The following is a 22,564-nucleotide window of genomic DNA, read 5'->3' on the forward strand; positions in this document are numbered from 1 at the left end:
ATTAATAATTAATAGAATATAATATTAACTATATTAATATAATTACAGAGATCTGGGCGAAGTCCATCGTTCCCGGGACGATGGACTTTTTTTGCAGGGCGCCTCAACCATCATACGAGCGTGACCTGCATGCCGGTGCTGCGCAAATGAGCGATATCGTCTTCGGGCGCGAGATGGTCAGTGATCAAATGATGAATACTCGACAGCGGACTGACAAAGGCGGAATGCACTTTGCCGAATTTGCTGTGATCCGTTACGAGCACCGCTTGGCTGGCATTATCCAGCATCATCGTTTTAATATTCGCTGCGAGCAAATAAGGAACGGTCAGGCCGTGCTTCATATCGATTCCGGACGTGCCGATGAAGGCGATGTTCGCCCGGAACTGCGAAATTAATTTTTCGGCCAGCGGACCGACGATGCCTGCTTCCGTATGCATCAGGCCGACGGTGCCGCCGCAGACGAAGATCGTAATGTTTTTCGGATACCGGTACAAGCGGTAGGCGATTTCCAGACTGTTCGTGATGACCGTGATGTTCGACAGTGTCGCCATCAGCTGCGCAATATGGGTATTGGTCGACCCCGAATCAATAAAGATCGTATCGCCCGGACGGATTAAAGCCACTGCGGCTTCGGCAATGGCTTTTTTTTGCTGCCGGTATTTATCGGTGGACTGCTCCGCCAATGCGGGGGCCGTCTGCGCCAGAGGAAGCATGGCGCCGCCGTTAATGCGGCGGATGAGCTCCAGTTGTTCCATTTCTGTAAGATCCCGACGTATCGTTGCGATGGACACTTCCAATTGATCGGAAAGATCGGTAACGCTCATCAATCCATGCGTGCCAAGCAAGCTTAGAATAGCTTGTTTACGTTTTTCATTCATGTACAACACCTCCAAAATGATCTATAACAATCATTGACCTCGATCATTGTACCATTTATACTTGGCTTGTGCAATGAAACTTGACGAGATAATGATCGAAATCGATCAAATGTGACAAACCGACAAGGAGGAGCAATGCAATCGGAGGAGTGCAAGCAGGAAGCCGACGGCTAACCTGTAACGACAGCGAGGAGGAGAGATGCAGATTGCGTATTGTAGTGTTGGGCGATTATCACTTAAAGGAAGACGAATTGGATTGGACCGCGCAGTGCATGGACGATATTCGGGCATGCGCGCCGGATTTGGTCGTGCCGCTCGGCGATTTTGGCAGCAATCGTCTGATCGGCAGTCCGGAGGGGCTGCTGCAGTCGCATGCGCTGCTCACGCGCATCGGCGCGCCGATGCGGGCGATATTGGGCAATCACGATCTGCAGCGGGAATCGGGCGGCAAAGGGCAGGCGCACGGCACGATGGAACGGGAGCTGGTCCGGCTGTTCGGTCAATCTTCAGGATACGGGGTTATGGAGGAAAGCGACTTCCGTCTCTTCTTCGTCAGCACGGACCCGCAGCCGAGCGATTCATGCTATAGCGTACAGGAATGCTACGTGTCGGAGGAGCAGTTTGACTGGCTGAGCCAGAAGCTGCAAGAACGCAGAGGCGTACCGGTCATCATGTTCACGCACGCGCCGCCGATCGGCTGCGGACTGCGGACCGTGCCGGGCGTCCATGTACGCGCGACCAATGCGTACCTGGATCAAAATCACGACGCGATGCGCTGGTACGAACTGATCCGCCATACGCCGGAAATCGTACTCTGGTTCTCCGCCCACTATCACCTCGGGCATGCATATCCCGATTCCTGTACAACTCGTCTGGGTACGACATTTTTTACGACAGGAGTGCACGGATCGGCGACGAGAGACGGCGAGAGGCTGTCGCGGGTTATCGACATTACGGAGCACGGCGTTCGGGTGGCAACGCTGGATCATCGCAAGCGGTCGCTGCTGCCGGATGCCGATTGGTCATTCAACGGCACCCCAGGCAGTTTGATCAGCCGCAAGAGTAAAGCGCTTACAACGCCAGAGACTGCGTCATTCCCGCAAGAAGCACCGCTCTCCTGTGTGGCGGCATGCCCGCTCGGCGACGGAGAGCCGCTCGCGCAAGGCATCGCCCAGATCGGGGAAGATCGCTGGCTTGTCGCTGCAAGCGACGGTTATTTGTGGGAAGCGTGCGTATCCGCGGAAGCGGTGCTCGGGACGCTGCATATCGGCTCGCCGGTCGGCCATGTAGCGGTACACCGCGATGAGGCGGCATACATGGCAGACAATCGGCTGTATCGCGTCCATATCCACGACCTGTGGCGCTTCGCCAGAGACAACCCGGATAAGCGCAATAGACCGTTTCTCGAATTCGAGAACGACCTTGCAAGTATCGATTATGACGTCAATGGCCGCATGTGGGCTGCAAGCGGCTGTACCTTGTACGCAGTAGACGCGGATGCTGACGGGACGGATCGTTTTCAGCAGAAGCGATGCGTCTACACGTTCCCCGATGCGATTGTCCGGCTGCAGGCATCCGGCGGGAAGCTGTCGGTACATACGCGGAACGGCGTATTGTACCGCTGGGAAGAAGGGCGGATCGGCATACTGGAAGAGCGCGTACGGGCATGGGACACGGATGGCGAGGATCGAGCGGTGCTCAAGGAGCATAACGATGGTTATGATTTGCTCTATCAGCGCGGTGAAATCTCCGCCAAGCTTTCGTTGCCGCTGCCATACGGCGGAATGGCCGATGCAGCGCAAATCGTTTGCCTTGGCCGGGGATACGCAATGCTCCTGATCGCAGGCGTAGCCTCTTTGTGGGATGCTGCGGCGAACATCCGGCATGTCATCGATGCGTCATCGGAAGTGAGGACTATCGCGAAAGGGCATGTCGATCCTGCCGGGAAGCTGCATTTCGCACTTGCCGCAGCGGCCCGCGGTCCGCATATCCGCCCGCAGCTCCAGCTTTGGCAGTACGGTTAATGCAGCAGAGTGAACTGCATGCAATACACATGATAATGGGGGAACGGCTATGTTCATGAAGAAGGATGGAATGCGGCGCGCTGGCGCTGGGATCGTATTGTCTTTCGCTCTTGTTTTGTCGGCATGCAGCGGCAGCCCGGCAGGGAATAAGCCCAAAGATCAGGAAGCGGCTACGCCCGACAAGGAGGCCCCGGCTGCACCAGTTACCTTGAGCTTGTATCAGACCGGATCCAGTCTGTCCGACGAGCAGTTCGAACTGTTCGTAAGCTTGCTCAAGGTCAAGATGCCGCATGTCACTTTGAAATTGGTACGGGACGGCAAGGGCACTTCGCCCCAGGATCTCATCACTGCCGGAACGTTCCCTGACATGATTTATACGGCGAACCCGAAATTCCGCGAGCTGCAAAACTTGCAGCTGATCCAAAGTCTGGACGACTTGATCCGAAGCAAGAAAGTCGATTTGAACATATATGATCCGCAAGCGATCGCAACGATCCGCAATTACAGTAGCCGCAGCGAATTGATCGCCATGCCGTTTTCCCAAAATCTCGGCGCCTTGTTCTATAATAAGGACATCTTCGATAAATTCGGCGTGCCATATCCGAAGGATGGCATGGACTGGGAGCAGACGCTGGAGGTGGCACGCAAAGTAGCGAGAGTCGACGACGGCAAGCAGTACCGCGGGTTGGAAGCGACCGATGCGCGCCATATCGGTTCGGCGCTGTCGCTGCCGTGGGTTCATCCGCAGACGATGACGGCCGCGATCAACTCCGAGCCATGGAAGCGGGTATACCAGCTGATCCGCGATACGAACGCCATCCCGAATAACCAAATACCCGAGAATGAGTACGGGAAGAGCAATGACAGCTTCATCAAGAGCCAGATCGTTGCGATGCTGCCGGGCTGGGCCAGCGGGACGTCCATTCTGCTGGAAGAAGCGCACACCAAGGGAACGTCGTTCAACTGGGATATTGTCTCGCTGCCCAATTTCAAAGACGCGCTCGGAACCGGAAGGGAGTATGACATTCAGGCGTTCCTGCTGTCCAATACGACGAAGCACAAAGAGCAAGCTTTCGATGTCATTCAATTTCTGACCTCGGAGTACGTGCAGTCGATTGTGACCGCTAAAGGGAAAGTATCGGCGATCAACTCGCCGGATATGCAGAAGAAGTATGCTTCCGAGCTTGCAAGCTACAAAGGGAAAAATATCGCCTCCATTTTCAAAAACAAATCGGCCAAATTGAATCCGCCTACGGAATACGATGCCATTGTCATCTCAGGCTTAGGGGCGATCACGAAACGGCTCGTCACAACCAATGACGACATCAATACGGTAATGAGAGACCAGGAAGAGCTGACGAACAAGCAAATCGAAGCGGAGAAGCTGAAGTTCAAATAGCTATATCAATCGCAAGCCAAAAGCCTGCGCGCGCTTAAAATCGCCGTAAGGCTTTTTTGTGTTTATGGTAATCATTTCAATTCGGTATTGACATGTTGCTTTGTTTGATTGTAAGATAAACGTGCATATACAAACATAATAGAACATAATTGATCACTAATAAAATGAAACCTCGAGCGGGAGGTGTATCGTTAGCGCTGACTTAAAATGGCAGACCATGCTGCAACCATTTGGCAACAACGGTGTCGAAGAGAAGCCGGATCCGATTCGCGATCGGATTGTACATATTCGATCATTTGTGAACAAACAAGCGTTATGTGTTGGGAGGGCATTCCGAAGTGCTTGCTGCAGAAAGAAAAATTCGCATCGTAGAATTCGTGAAGGAAAACCGGGCTGCCAGTGTAGCATTATTATCCCGTCATTTTGGAGTTCATGAGGTTACTATCCGGAGGGATTTGGTGGAAATCGAGCAGGAAGGTCTTTTGCGCAGGACGCACGGCGGCGTGATCGTGGAGCAGGGCGTTAGCATCGAACCTCCGTTTATGGAACGTTCCACTAACGAGGTGGATCAGAAGAAACGTATCGCCAGGAAAGCGGCTGAAATGATCGAAGACGGCGATTGCATCATTCTCGACTCCGGTACGACGACGGTTCATCTGATTCCGCATCTGCTGCACCGCTCCAACTTGACGGTGGTCACCAACGATATCAATATTGCCGCAGAGCTGCGCAGTCCCGATATTAAAGTGATCGTTACCGGAGGGGAGCTATTCCATGAAGGCTTTGTACTGAATGGCATGTATGCCGACCGAATGCTCGGAACGATGCGATTGCAAAAGGCGTTTATCGGCACATGGGCGGTTCATCCGGTTTATGGACTGACGTATCAGGATTCGTTCGTCGTGCCGACGAAGCAGGCTATGATCCGGGCTGCACAGCAAATCATCCTGCTGGCCGATCATTCGAAGATCGGCAAAGTCGCCCTGCACGCGCTGGCGCCGATCCATGACATCCACACGATGATTACCGGGACTGAAGCGGATGAGGCGGAATCATGCCTCGCACCATTCAGAAGCTGCGGCATTCATGTCGTTACCGCATAGCTTCTTTGCAGTCGGCATTGTTTTCTTAACGTAAGTTGTAAGCGCTATTATAGACATTTGAAGGGGGATTTCACGATGGTTAACCCAACAAAAGCGACCTTTTTACTGCTGCTCGCCGCTTCTATTGCGGGATGCAGCAGCTCATCGAGCGGGCCTGCGCCGGGAGCGGCAGCAGGAGCAGAGACGAATATGGAAGTCAAGCAGGAGCCGGTGACGCTCAAATTTTTCTTGAAATCGTCGCTGAGCGATGTCGATTTGTACGTCAACAATTTCGTGAAGAAAAAATTTCCGCACGTGACGCTGGAAGTGATGAAGACGGGGAAGGGGCAGACGATTCAGGACTTGATCGCCACGGGCCAGATGCCAGACATTATATGGGAAGGCTTGTCCAACATCCAGCAAATTACGAAGTATGATGTGCCGATGGATTTGACCGAGCTGATCAAGAAGCATAAGCTGGATCTGAATATTTACTCCCCGAACGTCGTCAACGCAATCAAAGCGTATGCGCCGAAAGACGAAATTTATTTCCTGCCGTTTAACGAATTTATACTGGCGCTGCATTATAACCCGGATATATTCGATAAGTTCGGCGTGCCGTACCCGAAGAACAATCCGACCTGGGAGGAAGTGATCGAGATCGGCAGAAAGCTGACGCGCACCGAAGGGAACACTCATTACAGAGGCTTGAAGCTGCCGATCATCAACCGGTTCACGTCGCAGATGAATTTATCCTACGTGAATCCGGCGACCGGCAAGTCCAACTTCCAGAGCGATTCGTGGCGCAGGTTTTTCGAATTTTACAAGCAGGCGATGGACGTTCCGAATCAGGAGCCGATCAAGTCGGCAAGCGGGGCTAAGGACGAATTCATGAACAAACGGACGCTGGCGATGTTCCCGGATCATATTCAGCTGCAAAATACCGATATGGAAGCGATGGAAGCGCAAGGATTGCGATGGGATGTCGTGACGTACCCGATGTTCAAGGACAAACCGAATTTCGGGCCGGCTGGCTTCTCGGACGGATTCGTCATTCCGAAAGGAACGAAAAACGCGGAAATCGCATTCCAAGTCATCCAGTATTTGAGCTCGAGCCCGGAAGTGCAGTTGGAAGCAACGAAGAACGGGCGAATCACCGCGCTGAAGGATAAAGAGATTCGCAAGCACGCGTTCGAGAACAATCCGGCGGCCAAAGGCAAAAATTTGGCGAACGTCGTACTGGACTACGGTGCGGAAATTCCAAGCAAGTACACGTTCTTCGATCAGGAAGGCTACAATATCGCCTCGAAGAAGGTTGTCGATTACACAGTAGGCAAATCGGATTTGAATACGATTCTCCGGCAGGCGGAGGAAGAACATAACAAGGCGATCGAGGAAGTGAAGTCAGGGATGCGGTAACGTCAGCCGTCCTGATAGAGCTCACGATGTCCCGGGTGGGACCGCGTGGGCTTTTTTCATCTGTTCTACCCGCGCTTGAGTACAAAATTACCGAATCATCGTGCAAAATAAAGTGCAAAAAGTGTGACGGATTCTACAAAGCTTTTCTCTCGTTTCCCACGATATGATAGCGGTAAGAAAGCGGAATGAATACGCTTTCGGCCGACGACAGCAGCCCGCTTATGGATCATAATCAAAGGAGGGGCAGTTCATGAGTGAACAGATGGACAACAACGGGACGATAAGTCGGAGGAAGCTGTTGAAATCGATGGGGGCAGCCGGTGCAGCAGCCGTTATGTTGGGCACGATGGGGAGTGTGGCGAAAGGCAGTACATCCGCATCGGTGACCAGCTCCGTCTACGGAAGTGGAGGTACAACCACAGGCACCGGTCTTACCTGCGTCGTCTCGACGACGATCGAAGAATTGCGGGCGTTGGCCTCGCCCGATGCCGACAGCGCCTATCTGGTGACAAACGCAGGACAAGAAGGGCACTTTGTGTATGATCCGGCAGATACAACCTCCGCCGACAATACCGGCCTCATTCTCGTATCGACGAGCGGGGCGCGGTTCAAGCGGCTGCTGGACACGGCGTATTTGAACGTGAAGTGGTTCGGCGCCAAAGGCGACGGCGTGACGGACGATATGGCAGCGATCCAGCGGGCCTTCGACGCAGCGTCGGCCAAAGGAGGCGGGACCGTATTCATTCCGAGCGGAACGTATATCGTATCGCCCTCCGGTCAAAACCGGATTTATTTGCGCAACAACGTCAACCTGCTGGGAGAAGGGACCAGCTCAGTCATCAAGGTGAAAGACAACGCCGGAGACTACGGCATGATCTTCGGAGCCAGCTCGGCGACTCCTTTGCGCGATGTCCGCATCTCTCATCTGCGTGTCGACCAGAACCCGCAAAACAATTTGACCTGCAATATCGATTCCTCCAGAACCGACTCGTATTACTGGCAGTTCGTGATCGCCCTCTACAATTATGAAAATATCTTCATCGATAACGTGACATTCGACCCTACCTGCGGCAAAAACACCATAACGCTGAACAAAATTACGGCCAGGAACGCCGTCATAACTAACTGCCGGTTTAACTTTGTCAGGGCGCAAGGCGATCCCGACTACGATAACTCGGCCATCTATTTGAACGGCCGGAGCCATACGGTATCGAACTGTTTGTTCTACGCCGACCCGAGCCAGAAGGCCAGAGGCGCGATCGAGACGCATGCCGGCACGAGCGTCATCTCCAATAACGTCAGTGACGGTTATTATACCGGCATCAATTTGCAGTCAAGCGAGTCCAGCGGCGAGCATTGCGACATGACGGTCACCAACAATACGATCAGCAACGCCAACCAGGGCATTCAGTTCGGCCCGAGACTGCAGCATGGGATCAAAAATGTCGTCATCTCGAATAATACGATTCACCTGATCAATACCGTGCATTTGCGATCGCTGACCACCGGGATCTCAACGGCCGGCAGCTCGGAGGACGTCGGGCCTCACGAGAACATTACGATTACGGGGAACACGATCGTATTCGAGGAGGAGTTCACCCGCCGCTCCGCGCTAAATGACGGTGCTTACGGCATTGGCTTGTACCGGAACTGCGATTATACGAATGTCGTGATCAGCGATAATCTCATCCGCAACGCGCCGGTAACCGGGATTCGGATTGGCAGCACGGCCAAGGTCGGAGTATCGACCAATATTAAGATCAGCGGCAACATGATCGTGAACGCAGGCCATTATCCCGCATCCTCGGAGCTGTACCGGTCAGGCATATTGCTGCGGTCTACGGTGAACGGAGCGGACATCTCGGGCAATTACATCACCGATACGTATGATCAGGCGAAGGGCCTGTTCTCGATTCGGGTCAACGATTTTGACGGTACGTTCACGAACGTGTCGGTCAAAAACAACCTGATCACCTCGAAGCAGGGCGGCCTCTGGTTTAGCGTGAGCCCGTCCGTCCAGCTCGACGCTCCGCCGGCAAAGACCGTGACCACGTTCCCGCCGACCTCCGGCACGTACATACAAGGCGAAATCGTGCTCGTCACGGGACTGAGCGTCGACGCGGGCAAGACGCCGGCCGGCTTCAAGGTGACGGCGACAGGGACGGCGGGTACGCTGACCGGCGTGACCGGCACTGGAACATCCGGCACGCCGTACATCGATGTGAACGACGCCTCGCAGCTGCAGCCGGAGCAGTGGATTCGTATCGATCAAGGCAATCAGCTGCGGCGCATTGTGCGCATCTCCGGCAACCAGGTGCGGCTGAATGCGAACCTGACGGCGGCCGCCGCTTCAAGTCCCGTGTCGTTCGCTGCGCCCGGCTACCTCGCGTTCGGCAGCGTAGGCAAGCTGCCGGCCACTCCCGATACGAGCGGCTCCACGCTGCTGCAGCTGGAGACGGAAGTAAACCTGCTGAAGCAGCGAATGCGCGATTACGGCATCATTCTTTAGCGTGAAGACGACAGCAGGCCGGATACCAAATATTCCGCTTATCAGGCTGATTCTTGACTCTTGGAGCACCGGGCCGAAAGAAGGAGTACGTCCGGCGGGACTTCCCGTTATAGAAGCAGCGTTAGTCGTTTTGACGCGAGTAGAGGGTTGAATAACCAAACCAGGTGGTACCGCGGAAGCATAGCCTTTCGTCCTTGTGAAGAGGACGGGAGGCTTTTTATTTTTATCATTTCCACTTGAAAGGATGATGCAGGATGTGTACCGATAACGATATTGCAAATTTGCTTTTTCCGGATGTAACGCTGCTCCCCGAGGATCTATATCGCAGGTATCCCCCAAGACAGAAGAACGCAGCAGCCCGAATCACCAGGTTCGCTCCGAGTCCTACCGGCTTTCTTACGATCGGCGGGCTGTATGCGACATTGATTTCAGAGAGGTTGGCGCATCAGTCGGGCGGCGTGTTTTATTTGCGGATAGAAGATACGGACCAAAAGCGCGAGGTAGCCGGCAGTGCCGAAGATATCATAGATTCCATGGAATATATTGGTATTCGTGCGGATGAAGGCGTAATGGGGAGCGAAGCGGAAATAGGCGATTACGGACCGTATAAACAAAGCTCGCGGGCTGAGGATTCGCCGGCAATCCGAAGAGCTACAAGAGCGATCCTTCCGGGTACAAGGGCCATGTCGGGGATATCGTGATGCTGCTTAGAATCGCATTGACCGGCAGAACGCAAACACCGGAGTTGTACGATATGATGCAAGTTATGGGGGAAGACCGGGTGCGGGGCCGATTGAATGCTTTCGCCCGGTCAATATAGCCGGATATTCGGATAGATCCACCCAATTTTACATACAACATCTTGGAAATGTTCATATGCTCACCCGTATCCCCGCTGTATAGTAGCTTCAAGAACATGAATGCGCTTGCAAAACGATGGAGAGGATGATGGGAGTGCGTGAATGGTGGGTGAAATGGAGGATGGACCGGCCGGGAGGAACTTCCCGAGGCAGTACCCGTGTGTGGCGAGCGATGGTCGTGCTCGCGTTCGCTGTGGTCTTCTTGGCCGGCGGCTTGGGTACGGCCGCTCAGAAGCCGTTGAAAGCGGCGGCGACGGATTGCGACATCGGCGCGGGAGACCAAGCTTCGCAGCAGATCATGGTATTTGACCCCAATGCACCCGACTGGAATGCCGGCAGTGCGCTGAAGTGGACGTGGGCGCCGAGCGCGGCGAACGGTTTTGCCAGTCCGACACCGGGCTGGGGTCTGCCGACGGACATGAAACTGCGGAACAATTGCGCGCTGGGCGGCGGACAATGGATGGCGATCACCGATACGAACGGGCTTGCCGCGATTATCTCTTATCCGGGCGGCAGCAAGAAATGGTATCTCAACACGAGCTCGAACCTGCAGTCCGCCGAGCTGTTGCCGAGCGGCAACATCGCGATCGCTTCGACTTCGTCAGGCGGCTGGGTGCGTGTGTACAATTCGTCGCAAGGCAGCGCGTCCTCGACTTATGCCCAGTATGTGCTGCCGGGTGCGCGGGGCGTGCTGTGGGACCCGCGAAGCAACGTTCTGTGGGCGGTAGGCGATACGACCCTCGCGGCTTTGCTCGTTCAAGGGTCGCCGGCGGCACCGACGCTCAAGGAATCGTTCAAGGTCACACTTCCGACAACCGGAGGCCATGAGCTCCAGCCGGTCTACGGCAATACGGACCGGCTGTGGATCAGCACCGATACCCAAGTCTATCAATTCGTCAAATCGTCGAAAACGTGGTCGACCACGTACGCTGGATCGTCCGGGATCAACAGGGCCGGCGTGCGCAGCGTCGGAAATCAGTTATCCGGGCAGGCGGTCCAGACCGTTCCGGGCGGCGGCTGCACGCTGAACACTTGGTGTACGGATACGGTGGATTTCTTCAATCCGTCGGCCACACGAACGAAAAGCGGGGCAGCTTTCTACAAAGCAAGAATTCTGAATCCGGATTATCAATAAGGAAAGCGGGAGGGAAGATCTCACGATGTCAACTGTATTTCACCGTGTTATGGGCATTATGCTGTCGGCAGCGAGGAAGAATGTTTCTGTTGCAGTTGCGTTCGTCCTGCTGCTTCTGTTAGCCGCCGCGCCGCTGCATCCGCAGCTTGGCGAGGCGGCCGCCGGCGATTACTATGTCGGGACGACGGATCAGTCCAGCGGGGGGAAGATCATCGTATTTGATCCCGGCGTTGCCGATTGGAATACGTCCGCCGCCGTGAAGTGGACATGGGCGCCAAGCGCCTCCAACGGCTTCGCGAGCCCGACGCCGGGCTGGGGACGCCCCTCCGGCGTGAAGATACGCGATAACTGCGTGTTTGGGGGACAATGGATGACCGTAACCGATTCGTACGGGCTGGCAGCGATCATCCCGTATCCGGCCGGAAACGATAAGAAATGGTCGATCAACCTGACCGGCACCCCGAACCTGCATGATGCCGAGCTGCTGCCAAACGGCAACATTGCCATTGCGGCGAGCACCGGAGGATGGGTGCGGATCTATACGTCGTCGCAAGGACCGACATCCAGCACATATGTACAGTATAACTTGCCGGAGGCGCATAATGTGCTGTGGGACCCGCTTAACAATACGTTGTGGGCGCTGGGAACGACGCTTGATGCACTGACGATCGGCGGCACGCCGAGTGCGCCGACAATAACGAAGCAGTTCAGCGTCGCGTTGCCGACGGCGCACGGCCACGATTTGCAGCCGGTCTACGGTAACACCGATCGCCTGTGGGTGAGCACAGGCAGCAAAGTATACCAGTTCATCAAATCAACGAAAAGCTTTAGTGCTGCGTATCCGTCAACAACGATCGGACGCTCCGGTGTCAAGAGCGTCGGCGACCAGCCGTCCGGCCAAGTGGTAGAGACGGTCCCGGATACAATCAAGTCGCCGCCGGGCGGCTGCACGCAGAGCACCTGGTGCACAGACAGCGTCGATTTCTTCTCGCCCGATATGACGAGAACCCGGACCGGCGCCGCCTTCTACAAGGCGCGTCTGTGGAACCCGAATTACCAATAACCAGCCGAGCCGGTCGTATGACACGGGCTGCCCTGTAGCGGGCAGCTCCGTTTCCATTTTTTCGGCGAAGGGATATAGACGGCTGGAGACCGGCCCCATTACAATGAACATATTAATGCTTCAACATGACCGTTTCATGGGGGAGTGCCGATGCGATTTGCCTTTTTTCATCATTATTCGATCCGTCTGCAGCTGATCGCGGTAGGCTCGGCGATTCTTTTGTTTCTGCTGGCGGCGGGCGTGTGGGGCTATAATCAGATTTTGAACATTACGTTTAAGCGCAACAGCGACTACACGATCGAGATGCTGTCGACGATCCGGCAGAGCATATCGTCGAACGCGGACACGATCAACCGGATGATCCCGAACATCGCGTATAACGAGCAGGTGCAGGAATATTTGCTCGAAGACGACAGGCTGCGGCAATACGAATGGTATGGCAAGGTGGAGAAGCTGCTTGTCAACCTGCAGTCAATGAAGCAAGGCATCCTCGGCATCGTCCTGATCGGGGAAGGTACGAGCTCGTATAATTGCATTGGCTGCCGGGAGTACATTCCGTTCCGCGATATTCCGGAGCGGACGAGCGCTTATTACAGCGGCGTGCAATATTCGCCGTACTACAAAGATTACGTCCTGTACGTAGGCGTGCCGGTCTACGATAACCGAAGATCGGCCGCCGCCGAGCGCAAAATAGGCTACGCGGTCATGGTCCTCAGCCTGCGTGCGCTCATTCCCTCCGTCGAGACCGTTTCCCGTAAAATTTCCGGCAGCTTTTACGTGCTGGACCGCAATCAGGTGATCGCCTCCGGCAACGATCCGAAGAAAGTCGGGGAGAAGCTGGACGCCGCAACGGCCGCCGCCATACGCGACGGCCATTCGTCCGATGCCATGGAGCGCAATGGCGAGACAACGATCGTTCATTCGGAGGCGATCCCGGAGATGAACGGACGGATCGTCAGCGTGCTGCCGCAGCGCGAGCTGTTTCGCGGGCTGGAGGAAGTACAGCGTCTCATCCTCGGCATGTTTGCGCTGCTAATCGCGGTCATGTATACGCTGTACATCACGATCACCCGCAACATGCTGATGCCGATTCAGTCTTTCATCGCGTTCATTCAAAAGCTGCGCACGTCGGGACTGCATCATATCCACAAGCGGGTTACGGCAGAAGGGTATCTGGAGATCAGCATTATGGCCCGCCAATTCAATTCGCTGCTGGACGAGATCGACGATTTGACCCGCAAGCTGGTCGATTCCAAGACGCATATTTATGAGCTGCAGCTGCACAAGAAGCAAGCGGAGCTCCAATATTTGAAGAGCCAGATCAACCCGCATTTTCTGTACAACACACTGGAGACCATCAAAGGCATCGCTCATGTGAGAGGCGTACCGGAAATTCGCGAAATGACCGATGCGCTCAGCCGTGTGTTTCGTTACAGCATCAAGGGCGAGGAGCAGGTTCGTCTGGAGGAAGAGCTTCGGATCATCCGGGCTTACGTCAGCATTCAGCAGGTCCGGTTCGCAGACCGGTTCGACGTTCGCTACAAGCTGGCGGACGCATGCAGCGATTGCCGGGTCATGAAAATGATCTTGCAGCCGCTGGTGGAAAATGCCGTCTTCCACGGTATTGAGCCGAGTCTCGAGCGGAAGCTGCTGACGATCGGCTGCCGATGGGAGAAGGACGATTTGCTGCTATGGGTCGCAGACGACGGGGCCGGCATCGAGCCGGAACGGCTGGAGGCGATCAGAGCCAGTCTCGAAACGGCTAACGGAGAATCGTCGCCGGCTCATCGAAATGCTCATATCGGTCTACGCAACGTCGACAGCAGAATCAAGTACACGTACGGGGCCGAATATGGGATCGTCTCGATCGACAGCGCGCCTGGCTGCGGAACGAAGGTCACGATACGCATTCCGGCAAGGGAGGAAGACCATGTACAAAGTATTGCTGGCAGACGATGAAAAATGGATTGTGGAAAGCTTGAAGGCAACCATTCATTGGCAGTCGCTCGGTTTTGACGTGGTTGGAGAAGCCTACAACGGATTGGAAGCGTTCGACAGGATCGTCGAACTTCGTCCCGATGTTGCCTTCATCGATATACGGATGCCCGGCATGAACGGCCTGGAGCTCATCCGGCGGCTGCACAGCGCGGAGGTGCCGGTGCATTGCATTGTCGCCACCGGCTACGCCGAGTTTGAGTATGCCAAGCAAGCGATGCAGTACGGCGCGGTCCGTTACTGTCTGAAGCCGTTCGAACGGACGGAGATTGAAGCGGCGCTGGAAGCGGTTAAGCATAGAATCGTCCAGTCGAACCGGCTTCTTCAGCTCGAGCTGCTGAACGCCATGTATTCGGAGGCGGGATCGGAAGAGGATAGCCGGCCGGCCGGCACTGCGATGGACGATACGTTAAGCCGGCTGATGGGGCTGCGATGGACGGAGGAAGGCGGCGCGGTGGCGGTGGCCCTTCAAGGCTGCGGTAGCGAGCGGATTGCGAGCGAGATTATGGGGAGCGCACTTCGGGTCGGGAGAGATAAGTTCGTATGTTTTGTCAGGCGCCAAGACCTCGCCGGTACGAAGGAGCGTCTGTCCGCGCTGTCAGCGCCGCAGCTCAAAGGGATCGGGATCAGCCTGCCCTTCGCAACGTCTAGCTCGGTCCGCGAGCGGGTCGAGGCGGCGATGGCCGCTTCGTATAGCTGGTTCACGACGGGGGAACAGATGGCCGAAGAAGCGGATGATGCGGTCAAAGGCGAGTTCCAACCCGAGGCCGCAGCGTTCCGCGAGTTGTCCGAAGCGATCGCGGGACAGGACCGCCTTCGCACGGAATGCGCGTTCGTCCGGCTCGATTCGAGCTTTCGGGAAGGGCGATGCACGATTCGGCATGCCTTTCGGCTTTACAATCACACGCTCTCTTTGCTGTATGCCGCAGGGAATCCGAACATTGGCGAGGAGCATTATGTGCATGATTACGACGAGCTCGTCGCTCTCTTCGGCAATGCCCGTGCGATGCTCGATGATTTGCGTCAGCTTACGCTAATGGACGCTTCTGCAAACACCGATCCGCTGCGAAGCTTGCGGGAGGAGGAGCGGCTTCCGCAAATTGTGGACTACGTAAGCAAGCATTTTCGCGAACGTCTTTCCGTGCAAGAGGTGTCCAGACGTTTTTACATCCATCCCAATTATTTGAGCCATCTGTTCAAAAAAGAAATGCGCGTCAACTTTACAAAATATTTGACGGATATTCGGATGGAGCATGCCTCCAAGCTGCTCCTGGGAACCGGTTTGTCGGTAGGCGAGGTGGCCGAGCAATCCGGATACGACGATTACTTTTATTTCGCCAAGCTGTTCAAGAAGCATACCGGGCTTACGCCAAGCGAATTCCGTGCGTACGGCGGCGTGCGCCATACCGCCACATAGCGTTATGCCGGCGGCTCAAGGAGGTCCATCCGTCCGATCGGTTGAACCTCCTTTTAACGTGACGGCATACAGCCATTTTTTACATATAATCTCTTGGTTTTATTCATATGGACCGTGCGCCGGTTCTCGTATACTCGAATCATCCGCTGGAGGAAAACGCTTTATTAAGGAGGGGGTATACTTGAAAACGGACGCCAGGCGGATAAAGCGAATGATGGAGTACAAGTACATGTATCTTCTGGTTTTGCCGCTTGCGGCATACTACGCCGTGTTCGATTACGGCCCGATGTACGGCATTGTGCTCGCGTTCAAGGAATTTAACTTTGCCAAAGGAATCATGGGCAGTCCGTGGGTCGGTCTTGCCAATTTCAGGGAAATCTTCATGCTGGACGATTTCTGGATTGCGTTCCGCAACACGCTCATCATCTCGCTGGGCAGGCTCGTGTTCGAATTTCCCGTGCCGATCGTCATCGCGCTGTTGATCAATGAAGTGAGGAGAGCCGGAGCCCGGAAGTTTTATCAGGTGGTGTATACGTTTCCGCACTTTTTGTCGTGGGTGATCGTCAGCGGCATTATGGTCAATTTTCTCGGCACCTTCGGCGTATTGAACCAGCTGCTGGAACTCGTTGGTTTGCAGAAGGTAAGCTTGCTCGTCGATCCGACCTACTTCCGCAGCCTGATTTATTCCAGCAGCCTATGGAAAGATATGGGCTGGGGGACGATCATCTATTTGGCAACGATTGCCGGAATTCATCCGGCGCTCTATGAAGCAGCCTCCATCGACGGAGCGGGACGATTCCAGCAAATGCTGCACATTACTTGGCCCGCCCTGAAGGGAACGGTCGTGATCCTGCTCATCCTGCAAGTCGGCCGGACGATGAGTTCCGGAGGCGGGGGATTCGATCAAATCTTTAACATGTACAATCCGGCGGTATATGAAAAAGCGGACATTCTGGATACGTACATTTACCGGCGCACCTTTGCGCTCGGTTCGAGCTACGGTACCTCTACGGCGATCGGCCTGTTCAAATCGGTCATCAACTGCCTGCTGCTCGTGCTGACGAACCGGATTGCCAAGCGATTGGGCCAGGAGGGGATCTACTGATGCCGGGGATCAAACGATGGAGCCTGTCCGGCGCGCTGATTCATTTGCCGCTGCTGCTGCTTGCGCTGGCGACGATTTTGCCGTTCTACAATGTGCTGATTACGTCGTTCGCCGATCCCGCGTCCATAGCCAAGCAGCGGCTATATCTTATCCCGACGAGCTTCAGCGCGGTTTCCTACCAAACGCTGCTGAACGGCAGTTTTGTCGGCCGGGCGCTCGCCAATTCGTTAATGGTCACCGTCGTCGGTACGCTGGTGAATATGCTCGTGACTTCATGCGGCGCTTATGCGCTGTCGAAGAAAGAGATGCCGGGCCGCAGGTTTCTGATGGTTGCCATCGTGTTCACGATGCTGTTCAGCGGCGGCTTGATTCCCTACTATCTTACGATCAAAAATTTGCACTTGATCAACACGTACGGCGTCATGATCCTGCCGGTCGCGGTCAATACCTTTTTCCTGATCATTCTGATCAATCATTTCCGTTCCATTCCGCCGGAGCTCGAGGAGTCGGCCAAGATCGACGGCGCGAACGACATTTATATTTTGTTCCGCATCGTGCTCCCGATTTCGAAGCCTACGCTCGCGGCCATTACGCTGTTCTACGCGGTGTCGCGCTGGAACGAATGGTACCTCGCAATGCTGTTCGTCAATGATCCGAAGAAATACCCGATGCAGCTGTTTCTGCGTAATATGCTGATCGACATCACCAAGATGCGCCGGGACGACATGGGTTCGGCCATGGTATCCCAGCTCAGCGAGATTTATCCCGACGGGCTCAAGATGGCCAGCGTCATCGTAACCATGCTTCCGATTATGCTCGTGTACCCGTATTTGCAAAAATATTTTGCCGCCGGCGTTACGCTTGGCGCGGTCAAGGAATGAATGCCGCGTTCAAAACGCGGCTTAAATCGGCTTTAATCAACAAACTTAAAGCAAATGGGGGAGGCTTACCATGTTCAACTCCAAACGATTCAGCGCATCCTGTATGGCTATTGCTCTGGCGGCCACGGCGCTTGCCGGCTGCAGCGGCAGCCCGGACGCGCAGACGGCCAAAGGCGGCGAAACCAGCGCGCCCACAGGCTCGAACAACGCCAAGAAGCTTGATATTTCGGTTTCGTTCTTCAATATCGGTTCCGCGTTTCCCGACCGCAATTCGGACGCATTCCTGAAATTCATACAGGACAAGTTCAATGTCAATATCGTCGACAAAGTGATCAGCTACGCGGATTATAAGGAGAAGTACCAACTGTGGGCCGCTTCCGGCGATCTTCCCGACATCATCAGCGACGACGTGATCAACAGCGAGCAATACTACTCGCGGATCAAGCAAGGGATCGTGCGTCCGCTCCCGTCCGATTTGAGCAAGTACCCTAACGTGCAGAAGGTGCTTCAGCTGGACGACACGAAGGATTTGAAGGTGGACGGCAAATTTTATATGATCCCGCGCCAAACGTACAAAAAAACCGACGAGTGGGCCATCGAGCGCGCCATCGTCGTACGCAAGGACTGGATGGAGAAGCTCGGTCTGAAAGATCCCGTCACCTATGACGACTACTTGAACATGTTCAAAGCGTTCGCGCTGCGGGACCCGGACGGCAACAATAAGAACGATACGATCGGCCTGTCCTTCCGAACCAACACCTTCCTCGTTCCGATCGCCGGCGGAACGTTCCCGAACGTCATTAACGGCTCGTGGGTGAAGGAGAACGGCCAATATATTCCGTACTTTGCGTCGGACAAAATGAAGGACGTCGTCAAGCAGCTGCGCCAGCTGTATACGGAGAAGGCGCTGGATCAAGATTTTGCGCTGATGAAACCCAACGACGGATACGACAAGTTCGGTCAAGGCAAGGTCGGCGCGCTTGCGGTCCAAGGGACGCCCAATGCGCTGCTGAACATGAAGAACGCCTGGAGCAAATATAATAAGGATACGAACATGGAAGACGTGATCAAGATCATTCCGATCTCCTGGGCGGCGGCGGACGGAAGCCGGTACCGCTATACCGCGGTCACCTTCTGGTCGGAAAGCTATTTCAGCTCCAAGGTGAGCGACGAGAAAATGGACCGCATCTTACAAATATACGATTGGCTGTTGTCGGACGAATTCGTGACCTTCAAGCGGTACGGCTTCGAGGGGAAAGATTACAAGAAGGAGGGGGACAAATTCGTCGTTACCCGGGAACAGGACGACTCGGGCAAGTTCAAGACGCTCGGATCGCTTTATCCTTCATACGGCGGCCTGTTCGGCGCGCTTGCGGCATGGGGGCAGCAGCTCGAGCTGGAAGATAACCCGATGAACAAAATCAATTACGGTGACAAGCTGTGGACGCTTTCGTACAATACGTACAAAAGCAACGTAGAGAAGCTGAAGCCGGTCCCGACAAACTTCAAAGTCGAGCTGCTCTATACGCCGGCCAAAGCGAAGCTCAGCGCGATCAATCCGCTGGATGACGTCATCAAGGTGGTGCTCGGCAAAGAGGACCCGGCGGCCATGTGGGACAGCATCGTGAAAGGCTATGGCAATAAAGGACTGCAGCAGGCGATTAAAGAAGTGAACGAAGAAGTACGGAAGCAAGGACTGGATCAATAACGCGTCCAGCGGATCGTCCAATCCCAGGAACCAGGAACCTCTCCGGGCATCGGCCCCTGGAGAGGTTTTGCTGTGCAATCGGCGTTCGGCGGCTATGACTCCGGACGCTTTTTCACTTCCATGGCAGCATTTCCGGGGCGATTCAAGCAAGATCTTAAATTTGGATAGCCCATCTTAAAAATAGAATACGGCAAATGTTAACTTCGGCTTATGAAGTTAAAACGAAATGATTTCGCTCGCCCCGCTCCTTGTGTTAAATAGAAAATAGCGAAATCGACCCGCGCTTCTTGTCATGCGCCGCTCTTTCACCTTCAAGTCATAGCAGCTTCGCTCCGGCCGTTCTGCACCGCTTCGTCGGAGCTGGCTATTTCGCTAAGCAGAGTTTCATTTAAAGGAGGAAAAAGGGGTATGGATCAACACAAGCGGAAACGATGGCTTGCCGCAGGGACGACGGCACTGCTGTCGGTCTCGATCATTGCAGGGTGTAACTCCGGCTCGGGGAAACAGCCGACGGGTCAGCAGCAAACGGGAGAGCCCCCAAAATTGCAAGCGCTTACGTATTGGGTAGGCCTGGCGAGCAACGTTGCGGCGACGCTGAAAAGCTTCGGGGACATGACCGTCTATCAGGAATTGCAGAAAAAAACCGGCGTCAACGTGCAGTTCCAGCATCCGCCGGTCGGCCAGGAGAAAGATCAGTTCAATCTGATGATTACGGGCAACAAGCTGCCGGACGTTATCGAATACGGCTGGACAGGATACCCGGGCGGTCCGGAGAAAGCGATTAAGGACGGAAAGATTATTAAGCTCAACGACATTATCGCCAAGAACGCCCCGAATTTAAAGAAAATATTGGATGCAAACCCGGATTGGAAGAAGCAGATCGTAACGGACGAGGGCAGCATTTACGGCTTCCCGTTCCTGCGCGGCGACGATTATTTGCTGGTCAGCAACGGCATTGCGCTCCGCAAAGACTGGCTCGACAAGCTGAATATGAAAATGCCGGAGACGCTAGACGACTGGCACAAGGTGCTGACAGCCATCAAGAAAACCGATCTGAACGGGAACGGCAAAGCCGATGAAATCCCGCTGCTGATCGGCAAAGGAGATATGGGCGGAGCGATTCCGTTCCTCGGCTCGTTCGGCGTGAACTACGACTTTTATCAGGTGAACGGGAAAGTCAGCTACGGTCCGACTCAACCGGAATACAAGCAATTCCTCACACTGATGAACACATGGTATAAGGAAGGGCTGCTCGATCCGGACTTTGCCGTAACGGACAGCAAGCTGAAGGACGCCAAGGTGACGGGAAATCAGCTGTTCGCCACCGTGATGAGCACCGGCTCCGGCATCGGCAACTATACGTCGCTGGTCAATAATAAAATACCGGGCTTCAAGCTCGTGGCCGCTCCGTTCCCCGTGGTCAAGCAGGGCGACAAGAAGATGTGGAGCGCCAAGTCGTATAACTTCTCCGGCGGTGTCGCGGCGGCGATCTCCACCACCAATGCGAACCCGGAAGCGACGGCCAAATGGCTCGATTACGCCTACAGCGACGAAGGCAAAATGCTGTTTAACTTCGGCGTCGAAGGCGTCTCGTACAAAATGGAGAACGGCTATCCGGTCTATCTGGACAGCATCATGAACCCGAAAGATACGTCGATGGCTTACGCGATGGCCCGCCATGTGCGCGCCAACTTCAACGGCCCGTTCGTGCAAGATAAGCGCTATATGGAGCAGTATGCCGCGCTGCCCGAGCAGAAGGATTCGATCCGCATCTGGTCGGAGCCGACCAACGAAAGAAAGCTTCCGCAAGTGACGCCGACCGCAAGCGAGAGCGGTAAGTTCGCCTCGATCATGAACGACGTGAACACGTTCAAGGACGAGATGTTCAACAAGTTTATTATGGGAGCGGAGCCGCTCGACAACTTCGATAAGTACGTTAAGACGATCGAGGGCATGGGCATTCAGGATGCGATCAAGATCCAGCAAGCCGCTCTGGAACGATACAACAAACGATAACGCACGGACCAACGATTGCCAGGAGACTCCACGCGCAGGGAGATGATCCGTTCATCTCCCTGCGCCAATTTCAACGAGACGGAGGGATCGCCGTTTGAATCCAACCAAATCCGCCGCAGCGGCCGCCGCCAAACCGGCCCGTTCCGAACCGGGCGTCTGGGTGACGATCGGCCGTGATTTACGGCGCAACAAGCTGTTGTATTTGATGGTGCTGCCGGTTATCGCGTACTATGTCATTTTCGATTACGGTCCGATGTATGGCCTGCAAATCGCATTTAAAGATTACAGCCCCGGCACCGGCATATGGGGGAGCCCGTGGGCCGGTTTGGAGCATTTCAAGCAATTTTTCGACAGCTACTATTTTTGGCGCATTATTCGCAACACCTTGCTGATCAACGTATACGAGCTGATATTCGGATTTCCGGCGCCCATTATTCTCGCGCTGCTGCTTAACGAGCTGCGCCGGCAGGCGTTCAAGCGGATCGTTCAGACGATCACCTACTTGCCGCATTTTATTTCGATTGTCGTCGTTGTGGGGATGCTGGTCGATTTTTTGGCGCGGGACGGGGTTGTGAATCAGCTGCTGTCTACGTTTGGCCTCGCGTCCAAGTCATACTTGTCCGAACCGGACTGGTTCCGTTTGATTTACGTGTCCTCCGGCATTTGGCAGCAAGTCGGCTGGGGCTCGATCATTTATTTGGCTGCCCTGTCGACGATCGATCCCACGTTATACGAAGCGGCAAGAGTCGACGGGGCGGGCCGCTGGAAGCAGATGGTTCACATTACGATTCCGGGCATTATGCCCACGGTCATTATTTTGCTTATATTGAAGATGGGATCGATGATGTCCGTCGGCAGCGAAAAAATACTGCTCATGTACAATCCGCTGACCTACGATACCGCAGACGTGATCTCCACGTTCGTGTACCGCAAAGGGATTCTGGAAGCCAGCTACAGCTACACGACGGCTGTCGGCTTGTTTAACGCGGTCATTGCGTTCTCCCTGCTCATTGTTTCCAACAGCATCAGCAAACGGGTGAGCGAAACGAAACTATGGTGACGAAAGGAGGGGA

At 54.8% G+C, this 22,564-nt stretch carries 17 protein-coding genes; 16 read left to right on the plus strand and 1 reads right to left on the minus strand.

From position 1 onward, the window contains the following. Positions 1-110: 110 nt before the first annotated feature. On the minus strand, positions 111-878 hold the full coding sequence (locus KXG62_RS01865) for a DeoR/GlpR family DNA-binding transcription regulator (protein WP_218090189.1): 768 nt from the start codon (positions 876-878) through the stop codon (positions 111-113). 206 nt (positions 879-1,084) lie between these two features. Here KXG62_RS01865 and KXG62_RS01870 point away from each other — a divergent pair, with 206 nt between their 5' ends. From KXG62_RS01870 to KXG62_RS01940, 16 genes are all read left to right on the plus strand, one after another. Then, positions 1,085-2,902 carry a metallophosphoesterase family protein gene (locus KXG62_RS01870; RefSeq protein WP_218090190.1) on the plus strand — a complete coding sequence of 606 codons (1,818 nt, stop codon included), beginning with the start codon at positions 1,085-1,087 and terminating at the stop codon, positions 2,900-2,902. A gap of 49 nt (positions 2,903-2,951) precedes the next feature. After that, positions 2,952-4,301 (plus strand): ABC transporter substrate-binding protein, encoded by a 1,350-nt coding sequence (locus KXG62_RS01875; protein ID WP_218090191.1) that lies wholly within the window; start codon positions 2,952-2,954, stop codon positions 4,299-4,301. A 377-nt stretch (positions 4,302-4,678) separates the two neighbouring features. Beyond that, positions 4,679-5,404 carry a DeoR/GlpR family DNA-binding transcription regulator gene (locus KXG62_RS01880; protein ID WP_425517324.1) on the plus strand — a complete coding sequence of 242 codons (726 nt, stop codon included), beginning with the start codon at positions 4,679-4,681 and terminating at the stop codon, positions 5,402-5,404. Between the two features lie 75 nt (positions 5,405-5,479). Then, on the plus strand, positions 5,480-6,802 hold the full coding sequence (locus KXG62_RS01885) for an ABC transporter substrate-binding protein (protein ID WP_218090193.1): 1,323 nt from the start codon (positions 5,480-5,482) through the stop codon (positions 6,800-6,802). Positions 6,803-7,052: 250 nt separating this feature from the next. Beyond that, the gene (locus KXG62_RS01890) at positions 7,053-9,311 is read left to right on the plus strand and encodes a right-handed parallel beta-helix repeat-containing protein (RefSeq protein ID WP_218090194.1); all 2,259 of its coding nucleotides are present in this window, start codon (positions 7,053-7,055) and stop codon (positions 9,309-9,311) included. 254 nt (positions 9,312-9,565) lie between these two features. Beyond that, the gene (locus tag KXG62_RS01895; RefSeq protein ID WP_218090195.1) at positions 9,566-10,012 is read left to right on the plus strand and encodes a glutamate--tRNA ligase family protein; all 447 of its coding nucleotides are present in this window, start codon (positions 9,566-9,568) and stop codon (positions 10,010-10,012) included. After that, the gene (locus KXG62_RS34590) at positions 10,012-10,131 is read left to right on the plus strand and encodes a hypothetical protein (RefSeq protein ID WP_425517318.1); all 120 of its coding nucleotides are present in this window, start codon (positions 10,012-10,014) and stop codon (positions 10,129-10,131) included. The genes KXG62_RS01895 and KXG62_RS34590 overlap by 1 nt, the downstream gene beginning before the upstream one ends. Positions 10,132-10,265: 134 nt before the next feature. Next, positions 10,266-11,306 carry a DUF6528 family protein gene (locus KXG62_RS01900; RefSeq protein WP_218090196.1) on the plus strand — a complete coding sequence of 347 codons (1,041 nt, stop codon included), beginning with the start codon at positions 10,266-10,268 and terminating at the stop codon, positions 11,304-11,306. A gap of 25 nt (positions 11,307-11,331) precedes the next feature. Further along, on the plus strand, positions 11,332-12,369 hold the full coding sequence (locus KXG62_RS01905; RefSeq protein WP_218090197.1) for a DUF6528 family protein: 1,038 nt from the start codon (positions 11,332-11,334) through the stop codon (positions 12,367-12,369). A gap of 150 nt (positions 12,370-12,519) precedes the next feature. Beyond that, positions 12,520-14,328 (plus strand): sensor histidine kinase, encoded by a 1,809-nt coding sequence (locus KXG62_RS01910; RefSeq protein WP_218090198.1) that lies wholly within the window; start codon positions 12,520-12,522, stop codon positions 14,326-14,328. Further along, positions 14,300-15,781, plus strand: coding sequence for a response regulator (locus tag KXG62_RS01915; RefSeq protein WP_218090199.1), 1,482 nt, complete (start codon positions 14,300-14,302; stop codon positions 15,779-15,781). Before KXG62_RS01910 ends, KXG62_RS01915 begins: the two co-directional genes overlap by 29 nt. A 211-nt stretch (positions 15,782-15,992) precedes the next feature. Then, entirely contained in the window at positions 15,993-16,886 is an 894-nt protein-coding gene (locus KXG62_RS01920) for an ABC transporter permease (protein WP_218090200.1), read from the plus strand. After that, entirely contained in the window at positions 16,886-17,767 is an 882-nt protein-coding gene (locus tag KXG62_RS01925) for a carbohydrate ABC transporter permease (protein WP_218090201.1), read from the plus strand. The genes KXG62_RS01920 and KXG62_RS01925 overlap by 1 nt, the downstream gene beginning before the upstream one ends. Positions 17,768-17,837: 70 nt before the next feature. Next, entirely contained in the window at positions 17,838-19,475 is a 1,638-nt protein-coding gene (locus KXG62_RS01930; protein ID WP_218090202.1) for a type 2 periplasmic-binding domain-containing protein, read from the plus strand. Positions 19,476-19,883: 408 nt separating this feature from the next. Continuing rightward, positions 19,884-21,491 (plus strand): extracellular solute-binding protein, encoded by a 1,608-nt coding sequence (locus KXG62_RS01935; protein ID WP_218090203.1) that lies wholly within the window; start codon positions 19,884-19,886, stop codon positions 21,489-21,491. Between the two features lie 94 nt (positions 21,492-21,585). Beyond that, positions 21,586-22,551, plus strand: a complete 966-nt coding sequence (locus KXG62_RS01940) for an ABC transporter permease (protein ID WP_218090204.1) — start codon at positions 21,586-21,588, stop codon at positions 22,549-22,551. Positions 22,552-22,564 lie beyond the last annotated feature (13 nt).

Origin of the sequence: Paenibacillus solanacearum (assembly GCF_910593845.1) — a bacterium.
In the GTDB taxonomy this organism is placed as follows: Bacteria; Bacillota; Bacilli; order Paenibacillales; family NBRC-103111; genus Paenibacillus_G; species Paenibacillus_G solanacearum.